The 22,231-nt window shown below is 48.5% G+C and carries 15 protein-coding genes and 2 tRNA genes; 11 read left to right on the top strand and 6 right to left on the bottom strand.

Annotation, left to right across the window (positions count from 1 at the left end):
• Window positions 1-69: 69 nt before the first annotated feature.
• The 4 genes from ACR9Y8_RS04110 (at window position 70) to ACR9Y8_RS04095 (ending at window position 4,443) form a co-directional block, all read left to right on the top strand.
• Window positions 70-387 (top strand): hypothetical protein, encoded by a 318-nt coding sequence (locus tag ACR9Y8_RS04110; RefSeq protein ID WP_481211962.1) that lies wholly within the window; start codon window positions 70-72, stop codon window positions 385-387.
• 84 nt (window positions 388-471) lie between these two features.
• The gene (tsaD, locus tag ACR9Y8_RS04105) at window positions 472-1,476 is read left to right on the top strand and encodes a tRNA (adenosine(37)-N6)-threonylcarbamoyltransferase complex transferase subunit TsaD (protein ID WP_481211961.1); all 1,005 of its coding nucleotides are present in this window, start codon (window positions 472-474) and stop codon (window positions 1,474-1,476) included.
• Window positions 1,477-1,626: 150 nt separating this feature from the next.
• The gene (locus ACR9Y8_RS04100; RefSeq protein ID WP_481211960.1) at window positions 1,627-3,717 is read left to right on the top strand and encodes an alpha-L-fucosidase; all 2,091 of its coding nucleotides are present in this window, start codon (window positions 1,627-1,629) and stop codon (window positions 3,715-3,717) included.
• 3 nt (window positions 3,718-3,720) lie between these two features.
• Window positions 3,721-4,443, top strand: coding sequence for a tRNA1(Val) (adenine(37)-N6)-methyltransferase (locus ACR9Y8_RS04095; protein WP_481211959.1), 723 nt, complete (start codon window positions 3,721-3,723; stop codon window positions 4,441-4,443).
• A 10-nt stretch (window positions 4,444-4,453) separates the two neighbouring features.
• Here ACR9Y8_RS04095 and ACR9Y8_RS04090 read toward each other — a convergent pair whose 3' ends face one another.
• Together ACR9Y8_RS04090 and ACR9Y8_RS04085 are read right to left on the bottom strand one after the other, a co-directional pair.
• Window positions 4,454-4,939 (bottom strand): hypothetical protein, encoded by a 486-nt coding sequence (locus ACR9Y8_RS04090; protein ID WP_481211958.1) that lies wholly within the window; start codon window positions 4,937-4,939, stop codon window positions 4,454-4,456.
• Between the two features lie 66 nt (window positions 4,940-5,005).
• On the bottom strand, window positions 5,006-6,223 hold the full coding sequence (locus tag ACR9Y8_RS04085) for an NAD(P)-dependent oxidoreductase (RefSeq protein ID WP_481211957.1): 1,218 nt from the start codon (window positions 6,221-6,223) through the stop codon (window positions 5,006-5,008).
• Between the two features lie 72 nt (window positions 6,224-6,295).
• Between ACR9Y8_RS04085 and hscB the strand changes: the two genes are divergently transcribed.
• The 6 genes from hscB (at window position 6,296) to ACR9Y8_RS04055 (ending at window position 13,621) form a co-directional block, all read left to right on the top strand.
• Window positions 6,296-6,820, top strand: a complete 525-nt coding sequence (gene hscB / locus ACR9Y8_RS04080; protein ID WP_481211956.1) for a Fe-S protein assembly co-chaperone HscB — start codon at window positions 6,296-6,298, stop codon at window positions 6,818-6,820.
• A 23-nt stretch (window positions 6,821-6,843) separates the two neighbouring features.
• Window positions 6,844-6,927, top strand: a tRNA-Leu gene (locus ACR9Y8_RS04075).
• A gap of 352 nt (window positions 6,928-7,279) precedes the next feature.
• On the top strand, window positions 7,280-7,621 hold the full coding sequence (locus ACR9Y8_RS04070) for a helix-turn-helix domain-containing protein (RefSeq protein ID WP_481211955.1): 342 nt from the start codon (window positions 7,280-7,282) through the stop codon (window positions 7,619-7,621).
• Window positions 7,622-7,777: 156 nt separating this feature from the next.
• Window positions 7,778-7,850, top strand: a tRNA-Pro gene (locus ACR9Y8_RS04065).
• 472 nt (window positions 7,851-8,322) lie between these two features.
• A complete protein-coding gene (locus tag ACR9Y8_RS04060) occupies window positions 8,323-12,174 on the top strand; it encodes a PIN domain-containing protein (protein WP_481211954.1) in 3,852 nt (1,283 codons plus the stop codon).
• A gap of 1,075 nt (window positions 12,175-13,249) precedes the next feature.
• Window positions 13,250-13,621 (top strand): hypothetical protein, encoded by a 372-nt coding sequence (locus ACR9Y8_RS04055; RefSeq protein ID WP_481211953.1) that lies wholly within the window; start codon window positions 13,250-13,252, stop codon window positions 13,619-13,621.
• A 117-nt stretch (window positions 13,622-13,738) separates the two neighbouring features.
• Here the strand turns inward: ACR9Y8_RS04055 and ACR9Y8_RS04050 are convergent, their stop codons facing one another.
• The 4 genes from ACR9Y8_RS04050 to ACR9Y8_RS04035 are packed head-to-tail and all read right to left on the bottom strand — an operon-like array spanning window position 13,739 to window position 20,284.
• Window positions 13,739-14,788 carry a hypothetical protein gene (locus tag ACR9Y8_RS04050; RefSeq protein WP_481211952.1) on the bottom strand — a complete coding sequence of 350 codons (1,050 nt, stop codon included), beginning with the start codon at window positions 14,786-14,788 and terminating at the stop codon, window positions 13,739-13,741.
• 17 nt (window positions 14,789-14,805) lie between these two features.
• A complete protein-coding gene (locus tag ACR9Y8_RS04045; protein WP_481211951.1) occupies window positions 14,806-18,030 on the bottom strand; it encodes an error-prone DNA polymerase in 3,225 nt (1,074 codons plus the stop codon).
• A gap of 15 nt (window positions 18,031-18,045) precedes the next feature.
• A complete protein-coding gene (locus ACR9Y8_RS04040) occupies window positions 18,046-19,548 on the bottom strand; it encodes a Y-family DNA polymerase (RefSeq protein WP_481211950.1) in 1,503 nt (500 codons plus the stop codon).
• 1 nt (window position 19,549) lies between these two features.
• On the bottom strand, window positions 19,550-20,284 hold the full coding sequence (locus ACR9Y8_RS04035) for an ImuA family protein (protein ID WP_481211949.1): 735 nt from the start codon (window positions 20,282-20,284) through the stop codon (window positions 19,550-19,552).
• A gap of 703 nt (window positions 20,285-20,987) precedes the next feature.
• On the opposite strand from ACR9Y8_RS04035, the gene ACR9Y8_RS04030 reads away from it, so the two are divergent.
• Complete coding sequence (locus tag ACR9Y8_RS04030) at window positions 20,988-22,187, top strand: hypothetical protein (RefSeq protein ID WP_481211948.1); 1,200 nt, start codon at window positions 20,988-20,990, stop codon at window positions 22,185-22,187.
• The last annotated feature ends 44 nt before the right edge of the window (window positions 22,188-22,231 follow it).

The raw sequence follows: 22,231 nt of genomic DNA, 5'->3' as shown, positions 1-22,231 counted from the left end.
CAACTAACAACTAATTTTATTGTAACAATTCTGCTTTTCAGGCGTTTAATTTCCTAAACATTTAATTATATGAAATTATTTGCGTGCATCGCCGGCATGTGTCTGGCACTTATTGCTTTTTCCTGTCAGACATCTAAACAATCAGCTGGTGGCGCCTGTAAACATGAAGGGATCGTGATGGATATGAGCGGACTGGATGGCTGCGGGTTGGTGATCGTGCTGAATGATAGTGCGCATACACGTTTGCAGCCGGTGGAGATGGCGGATACCAGTTTCCATCTGCAGGCCGGGCAGCGTGTGTCGATTGGTTATACAGAGCTGACAGGCCGTATGAGCACCTGTATGTCGGGCAAGATCGTGCGCATTGATTGCATAAAGGGACAGTAAGATGCGGAAAGCTGCATGCTCAACGCATCATGCAGGAAGGCGTTTAGCGTTGAGCATTCAGCATTATGCATTATTTTTGCGGCCATGCCCGTAAATATATTAGCCATAGAGTCGTCTTGCGACGAGACCAGCGCAGCCGTGCTCACTGACGGAAAAGTGCTGAGCAATATCATCGCCAATCAGACCGTACACGAACAATATGGGGGCGTAGTACCGGAGCTGGCCTCCCGCGCCCACCAGGAAAATATTGTGCCGGTAGTAGACCTGGCACTGAAGAAAGCAGGTGTGGACCGGAAAGATCTCAGCGCGATCGCTTTTACACAGTCGCCTGGCCTGATCGGCTCCCTGCTGGTAGGCAACTGCTTTGCCAAGGCTTTGTCCCTCGCGCTGGAGATACCGCTGATAGCCGTGCACCATATGCAGGCGCACGTATTGGCCAATTTTATTGAAGATCCGAAACCTGGCTTCCCTTTTCTTTGCCTGACCGTTTCCGGTGGACATACACAGATCGTGCTGTGCGAAAGCCCGCTTTCCATGAAAGTGATCGGCGAAACACTGGACGATGCCGCGGGGGAAGCTTTTGATAAAAGCGCCAAGCTGCTGGGCTTACCTTACCCGGGTGGTCCGCTGATCGATAAATATGCGCAGACAGGAGATCCCCGCCGGTTCAAGTTCCCTGAGCCACAGATCCCTGGTCTCAATTTCAGCTTCAGCGGCCTGAAGACCGCTATCCTGTACTTCCTGCAGGAGCATCAGCAAAAAGATCCCGGCTTTGTGCAGGCAAATATGGCGGATATCTGCGCCTCTGTACAGGATCGTATCGTGAGCATCCTGATGAATAAGCTGGTAAAGGCAGCTAAAGAAACCGGTATCAAAGAGGTCGCCATCGCAGGCGGTGTAAGCGCCAATAAAGGCTTGCGGAGCGCTTTGCAGCAGTATGGCGAAAAGTACGGATGGAATACCTACATTCCCAAATTTGAATATTGTACAGACAATGCAGCCATGATCGCTATTACAGCCTGGTATAAATACCTGGCAGGTGATTTTGCTGGATTGGATGCGGTGCCGAGTGCAAGAGCGGCGTTTTAGTGGTTAGTCGTTAGTCGTTAGTCGTTAGTCATTAGTCGTTAGTGATTAGTCGTTGGTGATTAGTCGTTGGTGATTAAAATGAAGGTTTTTTTTTATTCGCTCCAATCACTAATGACTAATGACTAACCACTAACGACTATTTTTGCATTAATGAAAAGATCACTTCTATTAATCGCCCTGGCGGTATGGTTACATCCGCTGATGGGACAGCGCAAAGCGCAAGCCGAATGGCAGGCGCAGAAATATTCCATGTTCATTCACTGGGGCGCGATCTATTCCACTTTAGGCGGCGTTTGGGAAGGTAAGCCGGTGACCCGCGGCTATAGCGAACAGATACAGTCGCATGCAGGGATTTACAGTGATACTTATGCAGAGGTGGCCAAACAATTCAAAGCACCTGAGTGGAATGCAGATTCCATCGCGCTGCTGGCGAAAGCAGCCGGGATGCGCTCTATCGTGATCACTTCCAAGCATCATGATGGTTTTTGTATGTTCCGCTCCGCTTATACGGATTATAACGTGGTACATGCTACGCCGTTTGGCCGCGATGTGATCAAGGAGCTGTCAGACGCCTGTCATCGTAATGGGCTGCGGTTCGGTTTGTATTTTTCCCTGATAGATTGGCATTTCCCGCAGGCATATCCCATCTCCAGCAATAACAGTGATCCCATCACCCCGGAGCATCACGAATACAATAAAAAACAGGTAACAGAGCTGCTGAGCAACTATGGCCCTATATCAGAGCTGTGGTTTGATATGGGCTCGCTGACAGCGCAGCAGAGTAAAGAGCTGGCAGACCTGGTACACCGCCTGCAGCCAGACTGTATGGTGAGCGGGCGCCTGGGCAATGATGCCGGTGATTTCTGTGTGATGGGTGACAACAATTATCCTGATTACAAGATCGCTACTCCGTGGCAGACACCCGCTTCCGTGTATGATGAAACTTGGGGCTATCGCTCCTGGCAGCAGCATGGTAAAGCAGAAGATAAGGCGCGTGAAAAGCTGGAAGGCCTGATCAAGGTAGCAGCAAGGGGAGGCAACTACCTGCTGAATATTGGTCCGCGTGGCGATGGTGCTGTTGTTGATTTTGAAAAGGATGTGCTGCTGCAGATAGGAGATTGGCTCAAACTGAACGGCGATGCTGTTTACGGCAGCGGCGCCAACCCCTTTGATACTACTTTCAGTTGGGGAGAGGTAACTGCTAAAACGAAGCGGATATATCTTCATTTGCTACATGAACCGGAGCAGCGCACTATCACGCTCCCCGGCCTTAGCGGGCAGGTAACAAAAGTTAGCCTGCTCGAGAACGGGCAGTTAGTGAAGTGTAAGATCAGCAATAACGCGAAGGGGCAAACGATCGTGTTGCCCGATAATTTCAAGCTGGATGGCAAGATAAAGGTGCTGGCGCTGGAGCTGGATAAAGGATATGCTGTTACGCCAATGCATGTGATCAGTGGTACAGGAACGCTGGTGCTGAACAGGCAGAATGCTATCAAACAATATAGTTTTTCCGGTGTGGACTACGACAGCTATTACCGCAGTACAGTAGGCGAATCATGGGCATTCCGTTCTGCCGGAACGGGCAAGGCCAGCTTACAGCTTCGCTACACCGAACAGGAGAAAGGCCGGCAGATCTGGCTGGATATAGATGGCAAAAAGCAGCTGGTGAAACTGGACGCCCGGCAGCCGGTGACCCAGCCCGTGGATGCGGCATGGGGACCGGTATATCTCTCTAACGCCTCCTGGGGCGGCATTGGCGGTGATCTTCCGTCTAATGATACATCATGGACGGTGTTGGAAGACAAGCAAAGTTATGAAGCCGCCAAAACCTTGCAGGCAGATCCTTCTACTAACCGCTATGTACGTTACGAAATTACTGCCAGCGGCGCGCAGCCTTACCTGGTGGGCATCAGCAGCGGTGATGGCGTACAGGTGTTCCTGAACGGAATAGAGCAGACGGCGCATAATAACCCCGAGCGTGGAACCATCCAGCAGGAAGTGCTGCAATTACCTTTAGAGAAAGGGAAGAATCAATTAGTGATCAAATTTTATAATCGTTTTAATAAACAGCTCAGGTGGGATGTGGACATGATGGCGCCACAGCATTACTATACACAGGAGCTGGCTATTCCGCAGGGCCTTGGTGGTAGTGGTGTACACCGTATCAGTGTTACGCCTGCCAACCCGGTATCCGTTCATCGTGATCTGCGATTGCCGAATCTTGAATTGCATATCCGGTAACATATGCCAAATCAATATTTCCAGTTCAAGCAATTTACCGTTCACCAGGACCAATGCGCCATGAAAGTGTGCACGGACGCCTGCGTACAGGGGGCTTTTACTGCTGCTTATCTGCATGCAGGCGGCCGGCTGGTTGAGCGTGTGCTTGATATTGGAACGGGCACGGGTTTGCTGAGCCTTATGCTGGCCCAGCAGGTATCCGCTGCTATCACCGGCATAGAGCTGGATGCAGCCGCTGCAGCGCAGGCTGCGGAGAACTTTAAGGCATCGCCCTGGGCGGAGCGGTTGCAGGTAACGCAATCGGATATACGTGATCTGCCGGCTACTGCATTATATGATTTTATCATCACCAATCCTCCCTTTTACGAAGGCAGCCTGAAAAGCAGTGATGTACTGCGCAATGCTGCCATGCATGCTACCAGCCTAAGCTACCTGGAATTGTTGCAGGCCATCGACGCCCATTTACAAAAAGAGGGACAGTTCTCTGTATTGCTGCCTTATAGTGCGTTTCAATCCTTCAGGCAACTGGCAGTGGCCGCCGGTTTTTATCCGGTGCAGATACTGGAAGTAAAGCAAAGTGTAAGGCATGATCATTTCCGGGCCGTAGGCATTTTCGGGCGGGAAGCGGTGAGTCCGTTGATCAGCAGCCTGGCTATCTATGATGAGGCAAATGTATACACGCCTGCTTTTACAGCCCTGCTGAAATCCTACTATCTCCACCTTTAAATAACATCGATCAGGGATCCGTCACATTTACTGCAAATCCGCAGGCGCTGTTGCCCACTACTACCGGGACGATGGTGTACCCTGTTTCGCCGGGTATGCCGGTAGCGTAAAGGGTGACGGTCTGCACTCCTTTCTCGGTAAAGATGCCCCCATTGGCAAAGAAGATACCGTTGACCGTTGGGGTAATGATCTCCCATTGGCCGGGATAGTCTACCTGCACCTCCAGTGTAGCGGTATTGGATTCATCGAGCGTATCCCCGGATACGTAGCTTCCCTGTACCAGGAAATTGGTGCAGCTGCCGTCTACGCTGGTATGCATGACGAAGGTGGCGGTCGTGTCCAGGTTGAGCGTATCGTCAGGAACATCAGTGGTATCCTGTCCGGAAGTGTCTATGGGATTATCCGGAAGATGGCCTTCCAGGCTCACTTCTTTTTTACAGCAAAATATCAGTACGCACAGGAGCGCCAGGGTGATCTGGGGTATAACCTTACTCATGACTCTAAAAGTTGGATGTCCCGAACTAAGTAACACAATAAAGATACGCTTTCTGTCCCGCTTTTACTAGCTGCTGTGCACATACCCTTCCAGGTAGGCAAAGCGGTCTGTAAGCTGTCCCTTTTGCACGATGGTGGCGTTGGTGATCACTTCGCTATCCTCCTGGAGGAGGTCTTCGAACACGTATTTCATGAGCTGGTCACCGAAGTACTGGGAGGCATCGCGGGGCAGCTCATTGGGCAGGTTGCTGACGCACATCATATCCACTGATCCTTTCTGGAAGGGAGGGGTGCGGTGGCGGGTGGTCCGGTTTACGCCGTATATGGGATCGTCTATGGTAGAGTCGCCCAGGTTGCAGGGGATGGAGCCGTTGGTATCATCTGTGATGTCGGCAATGACCTGGATGCGGAAATTGTCTTTGGCCAGGTCGTTCCAGCTAAAGAGGGGTGGGATGCGCTCTTCCCAGTAGATGCCGTTCATAAGAATATCGGCGGCGGTAACGTAGGGGAGGAAGCGGCATTCGTATTTTTCGGGATGGTTGTGGAAGTCTTCCCGGCTGTAGGTTTTGTCGGACTTGCGCAGGTACAGCTCCCCGGCCTTGAGTTGGGTGTATACCGGGTAGGCGTAGCTATTGATCAGGAACTCCTCCGGTGGAATGTATTTGATGCCGAGCATGCCCATTACTTCCAGGATGCCGGCGGCCACCCTGCCGGATCCGGTGATCACGATCTTGAGCGGGGGCAGCTTGATACCGAAATAATGCTTGATCAGTTCCTGGAGGTCGTGACAGGTATGGACGGGGCGGTAGTTAAAGAGGCCGGTCCGTTTACCGTAGGCCAGCAAGCCGTTATGGGCGCCCACTACGCCGGCAAAGAAGCCGAAGCCGAGGATCCGCTGGCCGTCTGCATGCACCAGGCATTCATAGTCTACCAGGGTGATGTTCTTTTCTATGATGTGCTGCAGCATGGCCTGGTTATGGGGCTGCTGCTTTTTGGTATGAGAAAAGAACAGGTATGTTTTACCGGGCATCAGCTTTTCCTTTGGCACTTCCTTGATACCAAGCAGGATGTGGCAGTGGGAGAGGTCTTCCTGCAGGGAGATGCCTGCGTCAGCATATTCCCGGTCGGTATAGCAGCGGTGGGGAGAGGGTTGTACGCTGATACGGACATTGGGATAATGTTGCAGGATCCATTGGCATTGCAGGGGAGTAAAGGCTACGCGGTTGTCGTGCGGGATCTTCTCTTCACGAATAAGGCCTATGTGAATTGTTTCGGTGTTTTGCATTGTTCAATTTACGTAATTAGGATGAAAGCGGAATGTTTGTGCATTCAGCAGAATACTTAAATTTGTCTCAGCATGAACTACTTTGAACTATTCGGTATTCCTGTTTCGTTAAAGGTCGATCCCACGTGGCTGCGGCAAAGGTATTATGAACTAAGCCGACAGTATCACCCGGATATGCATACACTGGCGGAGAACGAAGCACAGGCAGATATGCTGGAAAAGTCGGCCCTGGTGAACCAGGCGTTTAAGGTGTTGGGTAATGAATATGATCTGCTGCAATATGTACTGGAACTGAAAGGCCTGCTGACCGATAATGACAAGTACGCGCTGCCGCAGCTGTTCCTGATGGAAATGATGGACATCAATGAAAAGCTGATGGAGCTGGAATATGATCCGGATGAAGAGGCGGTAGCCGCCTTGCATTTGGATGTAACGGCGATGGAACAGGAGCTGTACAGCCAGGTGGCTGGGGTAATAGCGGGGTTTTCGGGCGAGGTACCGGTAGAAGAGATGGATAAGCTGAAGGAATATTATTATAAAAGAAAATATTTATTGAGGATAAAAGAAAAATTATCTACATTTGCGTCCCGCAATTGAAAGTAGGTTTTCGAAAGCGGAATGCCCAGATGGCGGAACTGGTAGACGCGCTAGACTCAAAATCTGGTTATCGCAAGGTAGTGCAGGTTCGATTCCTGTTCTGGGCACTTGATTATCAATCTTTTACAAAGGTCGCATTTACAGGCGGCCTTTCTTTTTCTCAAATTTGCCAGCAAATTTGCCAGTAAAACTGGATGCGTAATGGGAAAGAACTAATTAGGCTATAAAGGTACATCTTATCAGAACATTAAACTGCGTTAACCTCTATATAAATTTAGTTACCAATATAGAGGTTTAAGTACTAGATCAACTTCATTCACGAACCAAAAATATTTTGGTAAGTCTCTGCACATGGGTGCTATTTCCTTTATAATACAACAGTTTCAATCTAACCGTCTACACACTTAACTGACGGTGAAAAGGGGCCTCGCGAATCGACCTTGCAGGAAATCGATTTCGATGGACACTATATTGATTCCAACAGAAAATGACTTCCGGAGATGGATAAAGGAAGCACTCAAAGAATACTTCGAAAGCGCTCCAATACTACCACATAAATTATCGTCGGAATCTGACGAGCCATTACTTACCAGAAAGGAGATTGCTGGAATGTTCCGTATCTCTCTCGTAACTTTGCATGACTGGATGAAAAGGGGATTGCCGAGCCACAAACAACGCGGAAGAGTATATTTCTTACGTTCAGAAGTGGTGACTTACCTTAAGCAAAAAGGAAGGCCTGAGCCAGAAATTCCTTCTCCGAAAAAAATAGTTCATCTATCTGACGTCGTAGAGCAATTCTAGTTTTGTATCATTCAGTTTTTGAAGCGATTTGGAATTTCCTATTGGGCCTACATTGGATGCAAATGGGCTTGGTTCTCGGGACGCCTGCGGTCCTGAGTTTAAGCAAAAAAAAAGTATTATAAATTTTTAGTTGAAAACCATTTTAAAAATGAAAGTCGGAACGTAGCGCAGCCAGGTAGTGCACTTGCATGGGGTGCAAGGGGTCGCTAGTTCGAATCTAGTCGTCCAGACAACTGAAAATCAAGGATTTATGATGAAAATCATGAAGCCTTTTTTCGTTCAAAATGGGCAACTTAAAACTAACTTAAAACGAGGGCGACTTCGATCGCAAAAAAATCTTCTAAAGGCAATTGTTTTACATTTCCCTGACTTTGCTGGATATGATAACTAGGGGCCGTTTAGATGTAAACAAATTGTTTGGAAGGACTTTTTCTTTGAAGTCCGTTTTGAAATTTACTGTCGATCTTGCGAATCTCGAGCACCCACCTTGGAACGCAAACCATTGGCACACGTTCAAGGAACATTTACGATTGCTACGCAGTATCCGCACATAGGATAAAGATTACTTGCACCGCCATAGGATCAGTCTAAGTGCAGTGCTAGATGCCCTCTAATTCACCCGTTTTCTAGATTGGTTCCTAGCCTGCCCACTTTTTCAATCAAAAGATTTTCTATCTTTAATATATAGGAGATTTATTTCAATGGCCCTATTGACTATTTTATGTTCGGTGGTTGCAGCCAACACTTTTTCATATTTACTTGAACAAGGCCGGGATTTTTTTGTTGGAAAGAGCGTAGATAAAATCTGGAACGCCCTCACGGGGTCACAAACGACTTTCAAAGGAGAACTGGAGAAGGTGGTAAGCGAAGCGATAAATGTATATCACGAGCTGTCGCCGACGCCAGAAACAGCACACCAAATTCCGTTTTACAAGTCTGAAGCCTTACTAACCGCATTGTTAAACCGAAAGTTTTCCCAAAACAATGATCTGACACAAATTAGCGCCGCCCTCGAAGCTGATACCCGCATTCTTCCTACGACAAGAACTGAGCTGGAAAATTTTATGAGGATACTCGACGAGCGGATAGCTTCTAATCCCTTCCTGCATGACTTAAACATTGAATATAACTACAAAAAGGAAGTTTTCGAGATATCACGGCTACTTTCAGAGAAATGGGATGAAACCACTCTAGCAATCCAACAGCTAAAGGAGGTTAAAAGTGAAGAACTCGGTACATTGTATTTGCAAAGCGAATGGAAATCGCAACTTGAAGAAATTCAGGAAAACATTGATAATTTCAAACCGAATACTGCTCTCGAACGCCTGAACGCTATTGAGGACCGTATAAACGGCCATGTATCGCCCTCTATCAAAGCAAAAATTCTGTTCTTAAAAGGGTTGTCTTTGCTCCAGTCCAATGGTCTAACATCAGATTGCGCACAACACTTTATCCAAGCTTGGAAAACTGCACCGGCCACTCTTGAATACAAAAGCAAGGCGGTTTCGTCCTACTACGCAATTGGCGATCTAACAAAAGCCCGGGAAGTAATGGAACAGTTGCTGGAAGACCAGGACTACAATCTTAATGCCTGGCTCGTCGCCTCATACCTGAGCGAAGGTGACATTAATACCTTCATTGGCAATAACGTTCCAAAAATCGTCGCCGAAGATCAATTATTCATTGCGATTTTAGGGCAATTCCTTATTACCAAAAAGCGATATCAGGAAGTGCACCAATTATTCACCAGCCGCTTTGACGCACACCTGAAAGAGCCTGACCACATAACACAAAAAAATTTCAGGTTTTGGTACAGCTGGGTATTGCTTTATATCTCAAATTACTATTCAGTTCATACTGTGCAATCTAGCCATGAATTGAAAATAGATGAGAATGATTTGCCTATGATCCGACAAATAGAGCGGATCATTGAGAAAATTCTACAAAAAATTGATGGCACTGAGATCCAAGAACAGGGAAGCTACCTTTCATTTTTTTTCAACGCGTTCAGATATGCGCAGAGCGGTAATCTGGCACACGTGCATGAAATGGCGAAAATATACAGTACGCATAAAGAGCACCTTCCAGCCGTAGCTGTAATGCTGATGGTTCAGGCTCTAAACTCGACTGGGCAGCAAGACAATTATCGCAAAGCCGTTGGCATCATAGATGAACAACTCGCCCTCAGGAAAGACGGGAGCCTAGCGTTGTTCAAAATACCTATCCTCTACAATTTGGGATTTTTCGTTGAAGCTAAAACAGTATTTGACGAATATTGGCAATCGCTGCCTACAATAACGGAATTGGCCTTGGCAAATATTATTCGATTCTTTCTAACAGATCCGCGAAGAGATTCATTACAAATACTCGCAACTGTCAGTAACATTGTAGAGATGAAAACGTTCCATCCAAAAGAGCTAAGAGACTTACTAGTCGCTTATACATTCAGCTGGCTTGGAGATGACGACCAAAAACAGAGTGCTAAGGAACTGATAGTCCCGTTAAGTCAAGATTTTCCGCAAATCTCCCTTGATGATCGAGAGCTGGTACTAAATACAATTGCATCTACATTAACGCAATTAAACCAATTCACTGAAGCCACAGCTTTCCTAAGAGCCCATTTCAATCCGAACCAGAACTCCACAACGTTTGGTATATATTGTTACGCTTTATTCAAAAGTGGCAACAATGCTGAATTAAAGCGCCTTTTGAAACGCCACCGGGAAGACTTCAATGGCAAAAACGCACAACTACTACGTCTAGAAACTCACATTCTTGACAGGTTAAATGAGTGGAAAGAGCTTTCTAGGGCATGCTTATATTCACTTTCAGTTTTCCCGGGCAATAAACTGTTCACTATCCTACTTTTTAAATCTTGGGACGCTCAAAATGATGCTGACAGTATAGCGGGAAACCTTTCATTAGTGGACAAGGCGCTCGAGAACGTTGATACAAACTTCTCTATTGATATTGCATCGATCATCATCAAAAACGGACAGTACAAAAAAGCTATTGAAATTCTTTTTGAGATAGCAAAACACAAAGAAAACAAAATTGCCAGGCAAAGGTACGTGGCTTGTATGCTTTTAGCGATTCCTGATGATCTGTTCCGGGATCCCGAGACCGTTACGCCGGGTTCGTTTGTTATGTATAAAGTCGGTAATGAACGCCACATAGTTGCGGTTGATAAAAGTAGCACAGACGGTCAGCTCCACAAGAATATCATCGGCAAATCGAAAGGCGACAGCTTCATCTTCACCACAAATGTGAGTCTACGGCAACTCACTGGCGTCATTGAACGTATAATGAATAGATACACAAACTTGCTGCAGGAAATCTTACGCGAAGCAGAAAGCCCCCACGCTGACTTAGGTTTTGAAGTAATAAAGTTTGCCGAAGACAATAATACACACCACGAACCAGAAGCGCTCATCAACGCTCTACGTGAACATTTTGGGGCACACAGTGAGTTCCGGACGGACGCAATTCAAAAAGAGTTCGACAGATATTATGCCAATGAAATATCATACTCGCAACTTGCTCAAACAGTTTTTGCTGGCAATCAGTTCGAAGCCTACGTCAGTCTAACTTCTACAAGCAGCAACCTACTGAGGGCAATACCCACGAGCAAATCCATGGGTGTAAAACTTGATCCAGAGTCCCGTTTCATCATTGATATTCCGACCTCCATATTATTCTTCGAATTATCTCGGGAACTCAAGACACAATTCCAAACAAAATTTGTGATTTCGAATTTGCTGTTGACTTTTATTGAAAGATACGTCTCTGAATTACGACTTAGCCGCAAACCAAAAATGTCTTTGGACATCTCAACTTCGCGAGTGACCGCTTCAGAATATCCGGAGAAGTACCATGAAAATCGTTTGGCTTTTTTCAGCGACTATTTGGACTGGATAAAGTCAAACTGTGAGGCCATTCCAGTTGTCGAAACACTCGACGTATTATTGGCGATGAACGATGATACCAAAGAAATCACACCAATCATTCAGTATCTATTCGATAACTTATTACTCTCCCAACAGGAACATTTCATTTTACTGACATGTGACACCTTCTATTGTGTTGTTCCCGGTTATCATAGCAATAAAGTACAAGGACCAACTTTTTACTTAACGAACACTCTTTCCGACGAGGACTACCAACGCATCCGTAAATTTATGCTCCAACGGAAATTTGTAGGTCTGGATATAAATCGCACACTACTACAAGAAGAATTTATCAAGCTCCTCAGCAATAAAGACAGCTTGTTTTCACACTGTTTGGAAAATCTGAACCTTGAATGGAACCCGTCTGATAACAATTTAAATGAAGCTCTAGAGTTCGTTAAAGAGCTCTACCTTTCGCCATACTTGGGACGGGCTCAGCAGTCACGGTTTACACAGGCAATTTTCATCAGCATGCTACAAGGCGTACCACCCATGTCAGCGCGGATACTTCCGGTTTTAAGAGAAAAGCTCTCGCTGCTGCCACATTTGGAAGTACTAGCATTGCAGGATTTAAGCGACGCCCTTGATGCGATTGCACCGAAGTAACTAAGGGCCGCTGAGCCCAATATGAGCCGGAGTATCTGTAGTCTAAATATTTGGCATAACCCATCTTTATTCGGCCAATTGGTGAAGGCTGCTTAAACACATTGCTCCTAGGATTTAAAAAGCTGACGCTCTTAGCGTTCATGGCACCGCCAAGCGTAGTAAATGTGCAAACTTTTCGTTTCTATTAAAATTTGCAAATAGCTTTCTGTTTACACCCGAAAATGGGGCGATATCGTGTTCTATTGTATTTCCAATCTATTCATTGCAGCTCCTTCATCTATAATTTGAATGCTCTATGGTTATTGTCTCCTAGCGATGCTGCAGAGCGTGATCTACTGACCAACCAGATCACACGGCAACGGCCACACCACTTTTAGAACCGGAAACTCCGGTAGTCAATTTTCAAAATCCATATGAATGGGCAGGAAAACTGCACAATGAGATTTTGGATTCCGTGCAATCGGAAATCGGAAAAACCGGAAATCACGACTATGAATCCAGACTTAAGTACATCTCAGACTTCGCTTTCAGGCAGTTCAAATTGCAGATCGAAAATTCAATTTCCGGTAATTCACGCCGGGTGCTTTCCGATTCTTCACGCTTCTATCGCTGTATTGTCCGTTTGTCAGGTTACCCGGAGACGGTAACCAATTACCTGAACGGGATCTTCTTTTTACTGGAATCGACTGGTCAACTTTCGGAATACTCAAAAACGGAACAGGCGATTGTTGCCCTTGAACAACGGGCATCCGGAGACGCCGCCTTGCGTCCCGAACACCGACAAGTAATCCTGCGCTGCAGCTCCATTGCCCGGCACTCTGGAAGATATTGGATCAGTTTCTCAGAACCGATCACCCCCCGTATTAAATGGCAAGGGACGAGTCATCAGATGGCTGGCCGCGGTGACCTCAGATGTGGCCGCAGCAGTCGGCGGAGTCGTCGGCGGTGGCACCGCGCTAGAACAGGTTGTTATCGAGTCAGCCTCGACCAGTTCCTACTGGCTTGACGTGCTCTGGTGGGTGCCTTGGTAGACCTGCCTAACGAAACCGCTATAGTCATTCACCATTTCAAGCACATGAAAGGGAAATCAAGAAAAGGCAAGCCAGCTAACCGTATACCGGCGCCACTCGTGAAGGAGGTCCAGGAGTTCTTCTATCAAAAGGGCCTGAGCGCAGTGGAGACCTGGCAGTTTTACAATTTCTACGAACTGCAGGGCTGGAAAAACAGCAAAGGGAAACCGATCTCCAACTGGAGGTTGGCAGCGGCGCGATGGGCGGAAATGATCTCCAACCGGTATCCCTATCTCGTACAGCCGGCAGGCGACCCGAAACAAGCAAAGCCGGATTTGCCGATCCATCATCCTCTGGTGGACGGTATTACCATCTTGATTTCGATAAGCCCCAATTCGGGCCGTCAAGAGGCACAAAAACGGGAAGGTAAAGCCTAGAATAACCGGGAAGTACGACCTAGCTCCTTTTCCGCGTGGAAAAAGTTAAATGTTGACGTAGATGTGGGATTGCTCCCATCGTAAGAACAAGATGATTTATTGACCTCGACAGGCCCTTTATATGAGCTGTGCTGGTCCAATGCGTAATTCAGTTTTGGTTCTCCAGTCGCAGGCCAGGCCATCCGGAATAGAAAAGTCTGTGGAAGTATGTGAGTCAGTAAGCTTTACAGAATAAGCAAAGGCTGAGTAAAAGCAAATTACCGCTGTTAGGATATTTCCAGTCTTGCCAATAATCACATAATGAGCATCCGATGGAAGTGAAAACGCTGGTTTATATAATGCTTCACTTACAAAATCGTTCATGCCACCGTTGACAAGCCAGTTCCTTATCGGATCAAATCGGTTCATTTTGACAAAATCAGCACCTCTCAAATGAGCCATGACGTTCATTGTGATCTTTGCACAGCATTTATAGACATCATCGTTCATTACTGCCCTACCATTTGCAAGAACTTTATAGGATTGAGGCGTCCCCTCGTGACCGCCCTGCTCCAAATTCTGGATAATAGCCTCGGCCAAGACAGCCGTCAAATTGAAGTTGCTGCCGACGGGTGTAGCGATAAAACAGTCGTAATTTTGTTCAACACCTTTTTTGAAGCCAATAATGACTTGGTGTTCGGGTAAGTACTTTGAAGAAATCATTCTCATTCTTAATTTCTCCCGGTTCTTCAATGCGTGCAATATTTCCTGCAGGCCGTCTGTAGAAATCCGAGGATCGTATCCATAATTTACCTGACGGGTCTGGGTGTTAATTGATACGTGCGGAATTTCGTATGGTTTCCCAAGTTGAATGTACCCCAAGGTGTATGATCCATCATCGGGAACACGAGGAAATACTTGAATAGATGATTTGGTGGCGCTGCTAGGATCCAGCTTTCCACGCTTTCCCGGTCCAATCATTTGCCTTGGGAGAGCTACAACTGACCGCTGTATCAAGGCTGTTTCAAACCGGGAGCTGTAATTGTTAAATTCTCTGCTGACCCATTCAACAGGCAGTTTTGTAGTCCCACCTATGCCAGCTGGAAAAATGTGCTCAGCACTATCATAATGCAAACCCTCCCGATCTAAATAGTATATACACATATATGCAATATAAATGATTCGCATTCATTTTTAAGATAAGATCATCGAAAATCCCTCGCAGCGGGAAGCACCTTGTCCTTAGCCAGCTCCTGGTTCTGCGTCTGGCTACTCTGAATAGGATACGCTCCGCCTTCGTCTGCACGGGGCAGTGTCTGTACCATCGTGTCGCTATTCCTTTCGTTAAGATTCCGGAACATCGGCGTCAGGTTGTGGCAGCTCTGAGCAATGACATGGATGACGTCTCCCTCCCGTTGCAGCTTGCCTTCGACCATCAGCAGGCGGGATTGCAGAATGGCTTTCCGGTACTTGTCGAACAGGTTCTGAAAGACCACCAGGTTAGCGACCCCGCTCTCGTCCTCTATGGTAATAAAGCAGACGCCTTTGGCCGTCCCTGGCCTTTGGCGGACCAACACCAGACCGGCCACCTTAACCGGTGTACCGTTCGCGAGTGTAGCCAGCTCGTTACATGAAACGATGTGAAGCATTTGCAGCTTCTCCCGCACAAAGCTTACAGGATGGGCTTTCAACGATAAAGCAGTCGCCGCATAGTCCTGAATCACATGTTCTGCAGCAGACATCTCCGGCAACGACGTGTTCTCCGTTGTACTTTCAGAAGGCTGTCCATCGAACAGGGCAACCGGGCGATCATGTAGGGCGGTGACTTCCCATAAAGCCCTGCGCCGATCCAGCCCCCAGGACCGAAAGGCGTCGGCTTCTGCCAGCTTCTCCAGTCCTGACTGCGGTACACCGGCATTGCGCAAGCCTTCAATGCTGCGAATGCCCTTTTGCCGGGCGGCGAGTAGCTGTTCAACATCCGCTTCCCGCATGCCGTGAATCTGACGAAAGCCCAGGCGCAAGGTGTGGTGCTTTCGACCTGTCGGCTCCAGCAGGTTGTTCCATTCCGAATAGCTGACGTCCACTGCACGCACGTCTACGCCGTGGTCGCGTGCATCACGGACAATCTGGGCCGGTTGGTAAAAGCCCATAGGCTGGCTGTTGAGCAACGCACAGGCGAAAACGTCCGGGTAGTGGCATTTCAGCCAGCTGGAAACATAGACCAACAGTGCGAAGCTAGCGGCGTGGCTTTCGGGAAAGCCATAGCTGCCAAAGCCCTCCAGCTGCTTGAACACCCGCTCCGCATAGTCTTGCTTGTACCCTCTGCCTACCATACCGTTGATGAGCTTATCACGGAACCGGCCAACCAGACCGTTGACCTTGAATGTTGCCATGCTCCGGCGCAGCAGGTCGGCCTCCGCGGGCGTGAAACCTGCAGCTACAATGGCAATCTTCATCGCCTGCTCCTGGAATAATGGAACGCCCTTGGTCCGCCCGAGGATTTCCCTAAGTTCTTCGGAAGGATACTCCTCGGGTTCGAGGCCATTGCGGCGCCGCAAATACGGATGCACCATATCGCCCTGGATGGGACCCGGTCGCACAATGGCTACTTCAATGACCAGATCATAGAAGCACTTCGGCTTCATGCGTGGCAGCATTGCCTGTTGGGCGCGGCTCTCGATCTGAAATACACCAATGGTATCTCCACGGCTTACCATTTCATAAACGGCAGGGTCGTCCTGTGGGATATTAGCCAATGTCCAGTCTTGGTTGTAGTGTCGTTTGCCCAGGTCAAACGCCTTGCGGATACAGGTCAGCATCCCAAGAGCCAGCACATCGATCTTCAAAAAGCCAAGAGCATCAATATCGTCTTTATTCCACTCTATATTCGTCCGGTTCTCCATCCGGGCATTGAGGATAGGGCATAAATCGGTCAGCTTGCCTTCCGTGATCACGAAGCCCCCGGTATGCTGACCGAGCTGGCGGGGGAATCCAACATATTGTCCGGTGAGCTCCAGCACCTTTTTCAAATGTGGGTCCGCCGGATCCAGGCCCTGCTCGACAATGAGCGGCTCATCAAACCATTCGGGGCTAAACTGCCAGATAGCGCTGGATAGTCGATTGATGGTATCGATGGACAGTCCCATCACTTTTCCTACATCCCGGATAGCTCCCTTTTGGTGCATCTGTGTTACCGTGGCTACAATGGCAGCGCGGTCCCGGCCATATTTATCGTAGATATATTGAATGATCTCTTCTCTTCGCTCGTGCTCAAAATCCACGTCGATATCCGGCGGTTCGTTTCGAGCTGAGGATATGAAGCGCTCGAACAGCAAATCAAATTTCTCCGGATTCACTGAGGTTATGCCGAGGCAGTAACAAACCGTGGAATTGGCCGCAGAGCCGCGACCCTGGCAAAGGATGCCGCGTGAACGTGCCTCCCGAACAATGTCATACACGGTAAGGAAGTACGGGGCGTAATTCATCTCCTTAATGAACTTCAGCTCGTGCTCAATATTGGCGATGATCTTAGCGGGCAATGGTTCCCCGAACATCTCGCGGGCACCCTGCCAGGCCAGGCACGTCACTTCCTCCAAGGGAGTTCGCCCGTCCGGCATGATCTCATGCGGATACACGTACTTCAACTCGTCGAGCGAAAATTGACAGGCATCGGCTATCTCCTGGGTGCGACGGATCGCATCCGGGTATTGCCGGAACAGGCGCAGCATCTCCTCATTCGGTTTTAAATACCGTTCGGCATTGGCGTGCAGCCGATAGCCCGCTGTCTGGATGGTACATTTCTCGCGGATACATGTCAGTACGTCCTGCAGCTGTCTGCGCTGAGGGTTGTGGTAGTGAACATCATTGATGGCGACCAATGGCACACCCAGGCGATCGGCCAATTCCGCAAGCCGGTACAGGATTTTTCCATCGTCGCCGTTGTAATAGCGACAAGCGGCCAGGTATAGCTCAGTGCCCAATGCCTTGCGGTATTCGCACAAAGCCATTTCAAAAGCCAGCGGCAACTCGAAGGTTTCGGTCAGTGCATCGGGAGATAGTACTATCAACTTTATCCCTGCCGAATATTTGAAGACATCTGCCTTGCTCAGCAGGCACTTTCCTTTTTCAGTACGCCGGTTTCCCAGCGTCAATAAAGCAGAGAGCCTGCCATAGGCATCTTTGTCGGTCGGGTAGGCCAATAGGCTCGGACCATCTTGGAGATCCAGCCGACAACCAGGAATAAGTCGAATGCCGTTGGCTTTTGCGGCCGTATGGGCCCGCACTATCCCCGCAAGGGTGTTGCGATCGGTTATGGCAATGGCCTTGTATCCATAGTCAAAGGCCTGCATTATCAATTCTTCCGGGTGGGAGCCACCGCGCAGAAATGAAAAGTTGCTGGTTACCGCCAGCTCTGTATATTGTTGACTCATACGCACATTTCGTTATCACGCAAAAAATCCGTGGATAAACCACGATGGGGAATTATCATCTGTATAGTAGCCCGCCCGGAACAACCAGTACCTGCAACCTTCGTCATCTTCTACCCGGTAATAGTCCCGTGGCGCCCCATCATCCAGCCACCATTCTGTTTCGATGCGTTCGGGACCATCGGCTCTGGTCACTTTGTGAAGTTGCCCCTGGTAGATAAACTGCATTGGCGGATAGTCTGGGATCGGGACCGTTACCTGGATGGGCTGCGGTGTGGCAAGCAGCTTGACAGGTCTCGGGCGGTCACGCGGCCAGGGTGTCGTTGGTTGTTCGGCCAGGGAACCAGCCAGCCGGATTGATCGCTCCGGCCAATAGTGTTCATCGGGCAAATAGCGGTGAACGAGGTTCGGACCCAGCTTATTGGTGAGGCGGTCCAACAGTTCTGCCAGCCCCGTATCCGTCAGGCCGCGGACACCGCTCCACATCTGCTCCTGATGCGGAGTCAGCTCCTCAACTATTGGTGCCTCGAGCAGAAATAGCTCAATTCCAAGGTCCGGTTCGATGGTGGAGATCTTATCGCCAAACAACTTCAATAGGTGCTCGACGTTGTGGGACGGGCGGTTCGTGCCAATGCCGATCTGTTCGACTCTGCCGTCCACCCGAAAGCCCCTTAATGTTGCTGTGCGAATGCCCTTTCCTTCATTGCGCAATCTTTCGCAGAGTAATACCAGCAACTTTCTGAGCGCAATTTCAATACCTGTAGCCGTCCGGATGGGCTCAAGGCAAGGCAGCCGCTCCTGGTATTGTTCTGCTAGTTGCACCGGTTCAATGACTTCCAGCTCCTGCCTCAATGCCTCATCCAGCCGTTGCAGCATCGCCATCCCGAAGCGACGGCGTAATGCCGAGCGCTGCATGCTGATAAAGCTTCGTATTTCGTACAGTCCCAGCTTGTGCAGCCGTTCCAGGATAGGAATTTCCAGACGTAAGGCAGCAGGTGGAAGGGATAGCAATGCCTCCGCCTGACCGCCTGGTTCAATGATTGGCGTAACAGTCCCGAATCGGGCTACTGCCCAAGCGGCGCCGATGGTATCAGCTATGGCGGCACGTACAGAATATCCCCCCGCCTCCAGCCGTGTAACGATCTCCTTCAGATAAGGCTTCTCTCCTCCCCACAGGTGCGCACAACCACTGATTTCCAGGATCAACCCGTCGGGCGGATCAACGGCTGTAATCGGCGTAAAGCGGATGGCCCACACCGCAAGAGCTTCCAGCAGTTTGGCAGAAAGTTCCGGCTGATGATCCAACACTTTTAGGCGGGAAATCAAAGCCCTTGCATCTGCCACAGCCATACCCACTCGAGCGCCCTGGTGATTGGCTAGTGCATTGGCTGCGGTAATCACCATGCTGCCATGCTGCGGAGCGGCCAGTACAAAGGGCTTCTGCTTCAACGCGGGATGCTTGATGGCCAGCCGGTCTGTCAGCAAATGACGGAACCAGATCGATACGAATCTCTTGGCCATGCTAACCCGTTTTTCGCCGCTGCTGCGCGGAATGTGAAACCATAGGACCTGCAGTCAATACCCTGAACCGACTTTGTGACCATTGCACCTGCCAGGCTCCAGGGCGACCATTGCGGATTTTGTGTAGTTCTACATGCCACGTTGGGAACCCAACGCCGGGGATTTTTCCACTTAACTGACTGGATGCAGGACGGACTCTCCAGCGGGCAACACAGGTATTGTTACCATAGTTCTGGACGTTGTGTCGGAGCACAAAGCCTGTTACACGACTTCGCTCCGTAGCGAGTTGTAAGCGGCGCGAGGCTGTAAAGTCCAGTTCCCGGGATTCGCCGACCACTGCTGCAAGGCCCGGGCACTTCAAAGCTTCCTCCATTGTCCAAAGCAGATCCTTCGGTCGCGGAACATCGAGGAATACGATTTGGTCCGGAGAGATGCCGAAGGCGGGCAGCGCTGCAGGGAAAAGAGTGCGGGTAGCACTGACCCAAACACAGATGCCCCCATGCGCCATTAACTGCGAAAGGATGCAGCTTAGAAACCCGGTGCTTGCTGCCACCTGTTCGTCACCGCTGCTCAGCAGCTCATGGACAACACCGATTGGGAAGGTGTTGTTGGGAAAGGCCGTATTGACCTCTCCGATATCGACCAGGCCCGCTTGGGTGCCTGTCATCGGCTTGTGGCCCTGCAAAGACAGAATGTCCTTTTGCAGCTGGGCAATGATTTCTTTCGTTTCGGGCATATTGGTTACGAATTATCTGATTACTAAATTTTTTAGCATTTAAAAGCATAATAATGCTTTACGGCGCGCCGTCTGGCTGGCATCGTCGCTAAAAAGTTTCTACGCACAAGGCGGAACCTCAAAAGCCTGGCAATAATTCGATTAATTGGCGGTTGTACTCTTACTCTTCTATTGGCGTAGGCCTAATGGCATTAATAATGCCATTGTTTCGACATCAATAATATCTACAAGGGACTGAATAAACAAGTTGTTTTTTACAACGGGTCAATTCTTTCCCTGAATAGCGGGCAAAAATGAAGCCGGAAACAATTTGTCACTTTGCCGATATAGAGCGACCAGCGCGGTGTTGGGGAGTGCTGATTGTCCGAACGCCGACAACGCTGAAAGTTCTCCACAGTGACAAACGGGTCTGAGTAATTTGATCCAATCTTCAAATATGGATCGCAAGTTCTTGACTCATCTCCTTTGGTTTCCGTTTACATTCACTGCTACCATTACCTTCCAATAGCATCGATTGAATATCAATATTTTGAATATATGAAGCAATAGTTGTAAATTACTACGTCTTTTTTCGGCCCGCTGTACACGGTGAGAGCCAGGTATCAGCAACTATGGGCAGGCAGAACAGAGCATCGGCTTGTCAAGATCTAGATAGTGCATGTGAGGAAGGCGACAGCTGACCATTTCTTAACACCAAAACACAATGAGAATACTTCTCGTCAATACCCTGGAAGAACGTGAGTACTTTACCAATGCATTGCATGAAGCGAATATTGCCGAGCGACCAAATGTGATCGCGGTACCGGACTTTGAAAGGGCAAAAAATTTTATTGCAAACGCCCTGCACCATAAGGGCGGGCATATCGACTTAATAATTACAGCAGATAGAATATTCCAAGGCACCTATGACGTCCACTTAACTGACTGGAAAAACCAATCGGGACTGCATTTTTCGAAGAAAAACTTCAAAGTCAAATCAATACCTGTTATTTTATTTGACAGGGAAATACGGAGCAGCAATAACTTCGGGCGCTATGGCTTTAGCGCCATTGTCGAGCGCAATGAATATGATAACCATATTCCGCTGCTCCACAGTATCAAATCCGTGGTAAAATCTTTTCGCAATGGAATCTACGATGATCTAGATACATTGAGCATTGATTTTGAAACGCTCCAGCGGGCGCAGTTCAATCACTTGGATTTATATTACAGGTTGAAGATCATGAAGAATAGTGACTATTGGGAAACAAAAACCACGGTCCTCAGCAAAGACTTCATCGGTCGGCCTCGCAAGCTACGGTATGACTGGATGATGGACCGGATCTTAGACATCGAACGGTCTATTCATCAGTACGAGGAAATTCTGCGGACAAAGAAGTTCGATAGGACCCATTCAGAAAAGAGCATCCTCCACCGGTTCTACAATAACAACGCATGGGTACTTAAGCGTGACGTCTTTCAGCAGCCATTGTATGAGCCCGCGCTTATGAAGGGAACGATGAGGTATGAGGAGCCCGATTATGTTCTCCCCTCCGAATTGCCCGATTATATCCCAACCAATATCCTGGAGGTGAAACGACCGGATCTGAAACTGCTTCAACGCAAGAAAAGGAAGCCTGTTCTTTTACAGGAGTTCAATGAGGCCCTCGGTCAGGTTTTCTACTACCGAAAGTATTTTAAAGACGAAAACAATCGTCGTTTATTGGGCAACTATCTGAATTATGTGCCCCAGCAACTGATCTACACACTTGTTGGAAGCAATAAGGACGAGATGGAATATTCGGAAAGCCTGATTAGAGAATTTCTCGAGGAACAGCATGCAAAGACGAACTTTCTTACACACCATGAGCAACTGGAACTATTGGTCAAATACTATTCGCGGGTGCGGGCAACCACTCTATAGACTTATACGTTAATGGGACCCACTGGCGCCCTTAACAGTGTATT

The sequence above is a fragment of the Chitinophaga sp. SVR4-12A genome, from assembly GCF_056754765.1.
The sequence above is the reverse complement of the archived record's forward strand: the minus strand, read 5'-3'. Positions and strand labels throughout refer to the sequence as shown.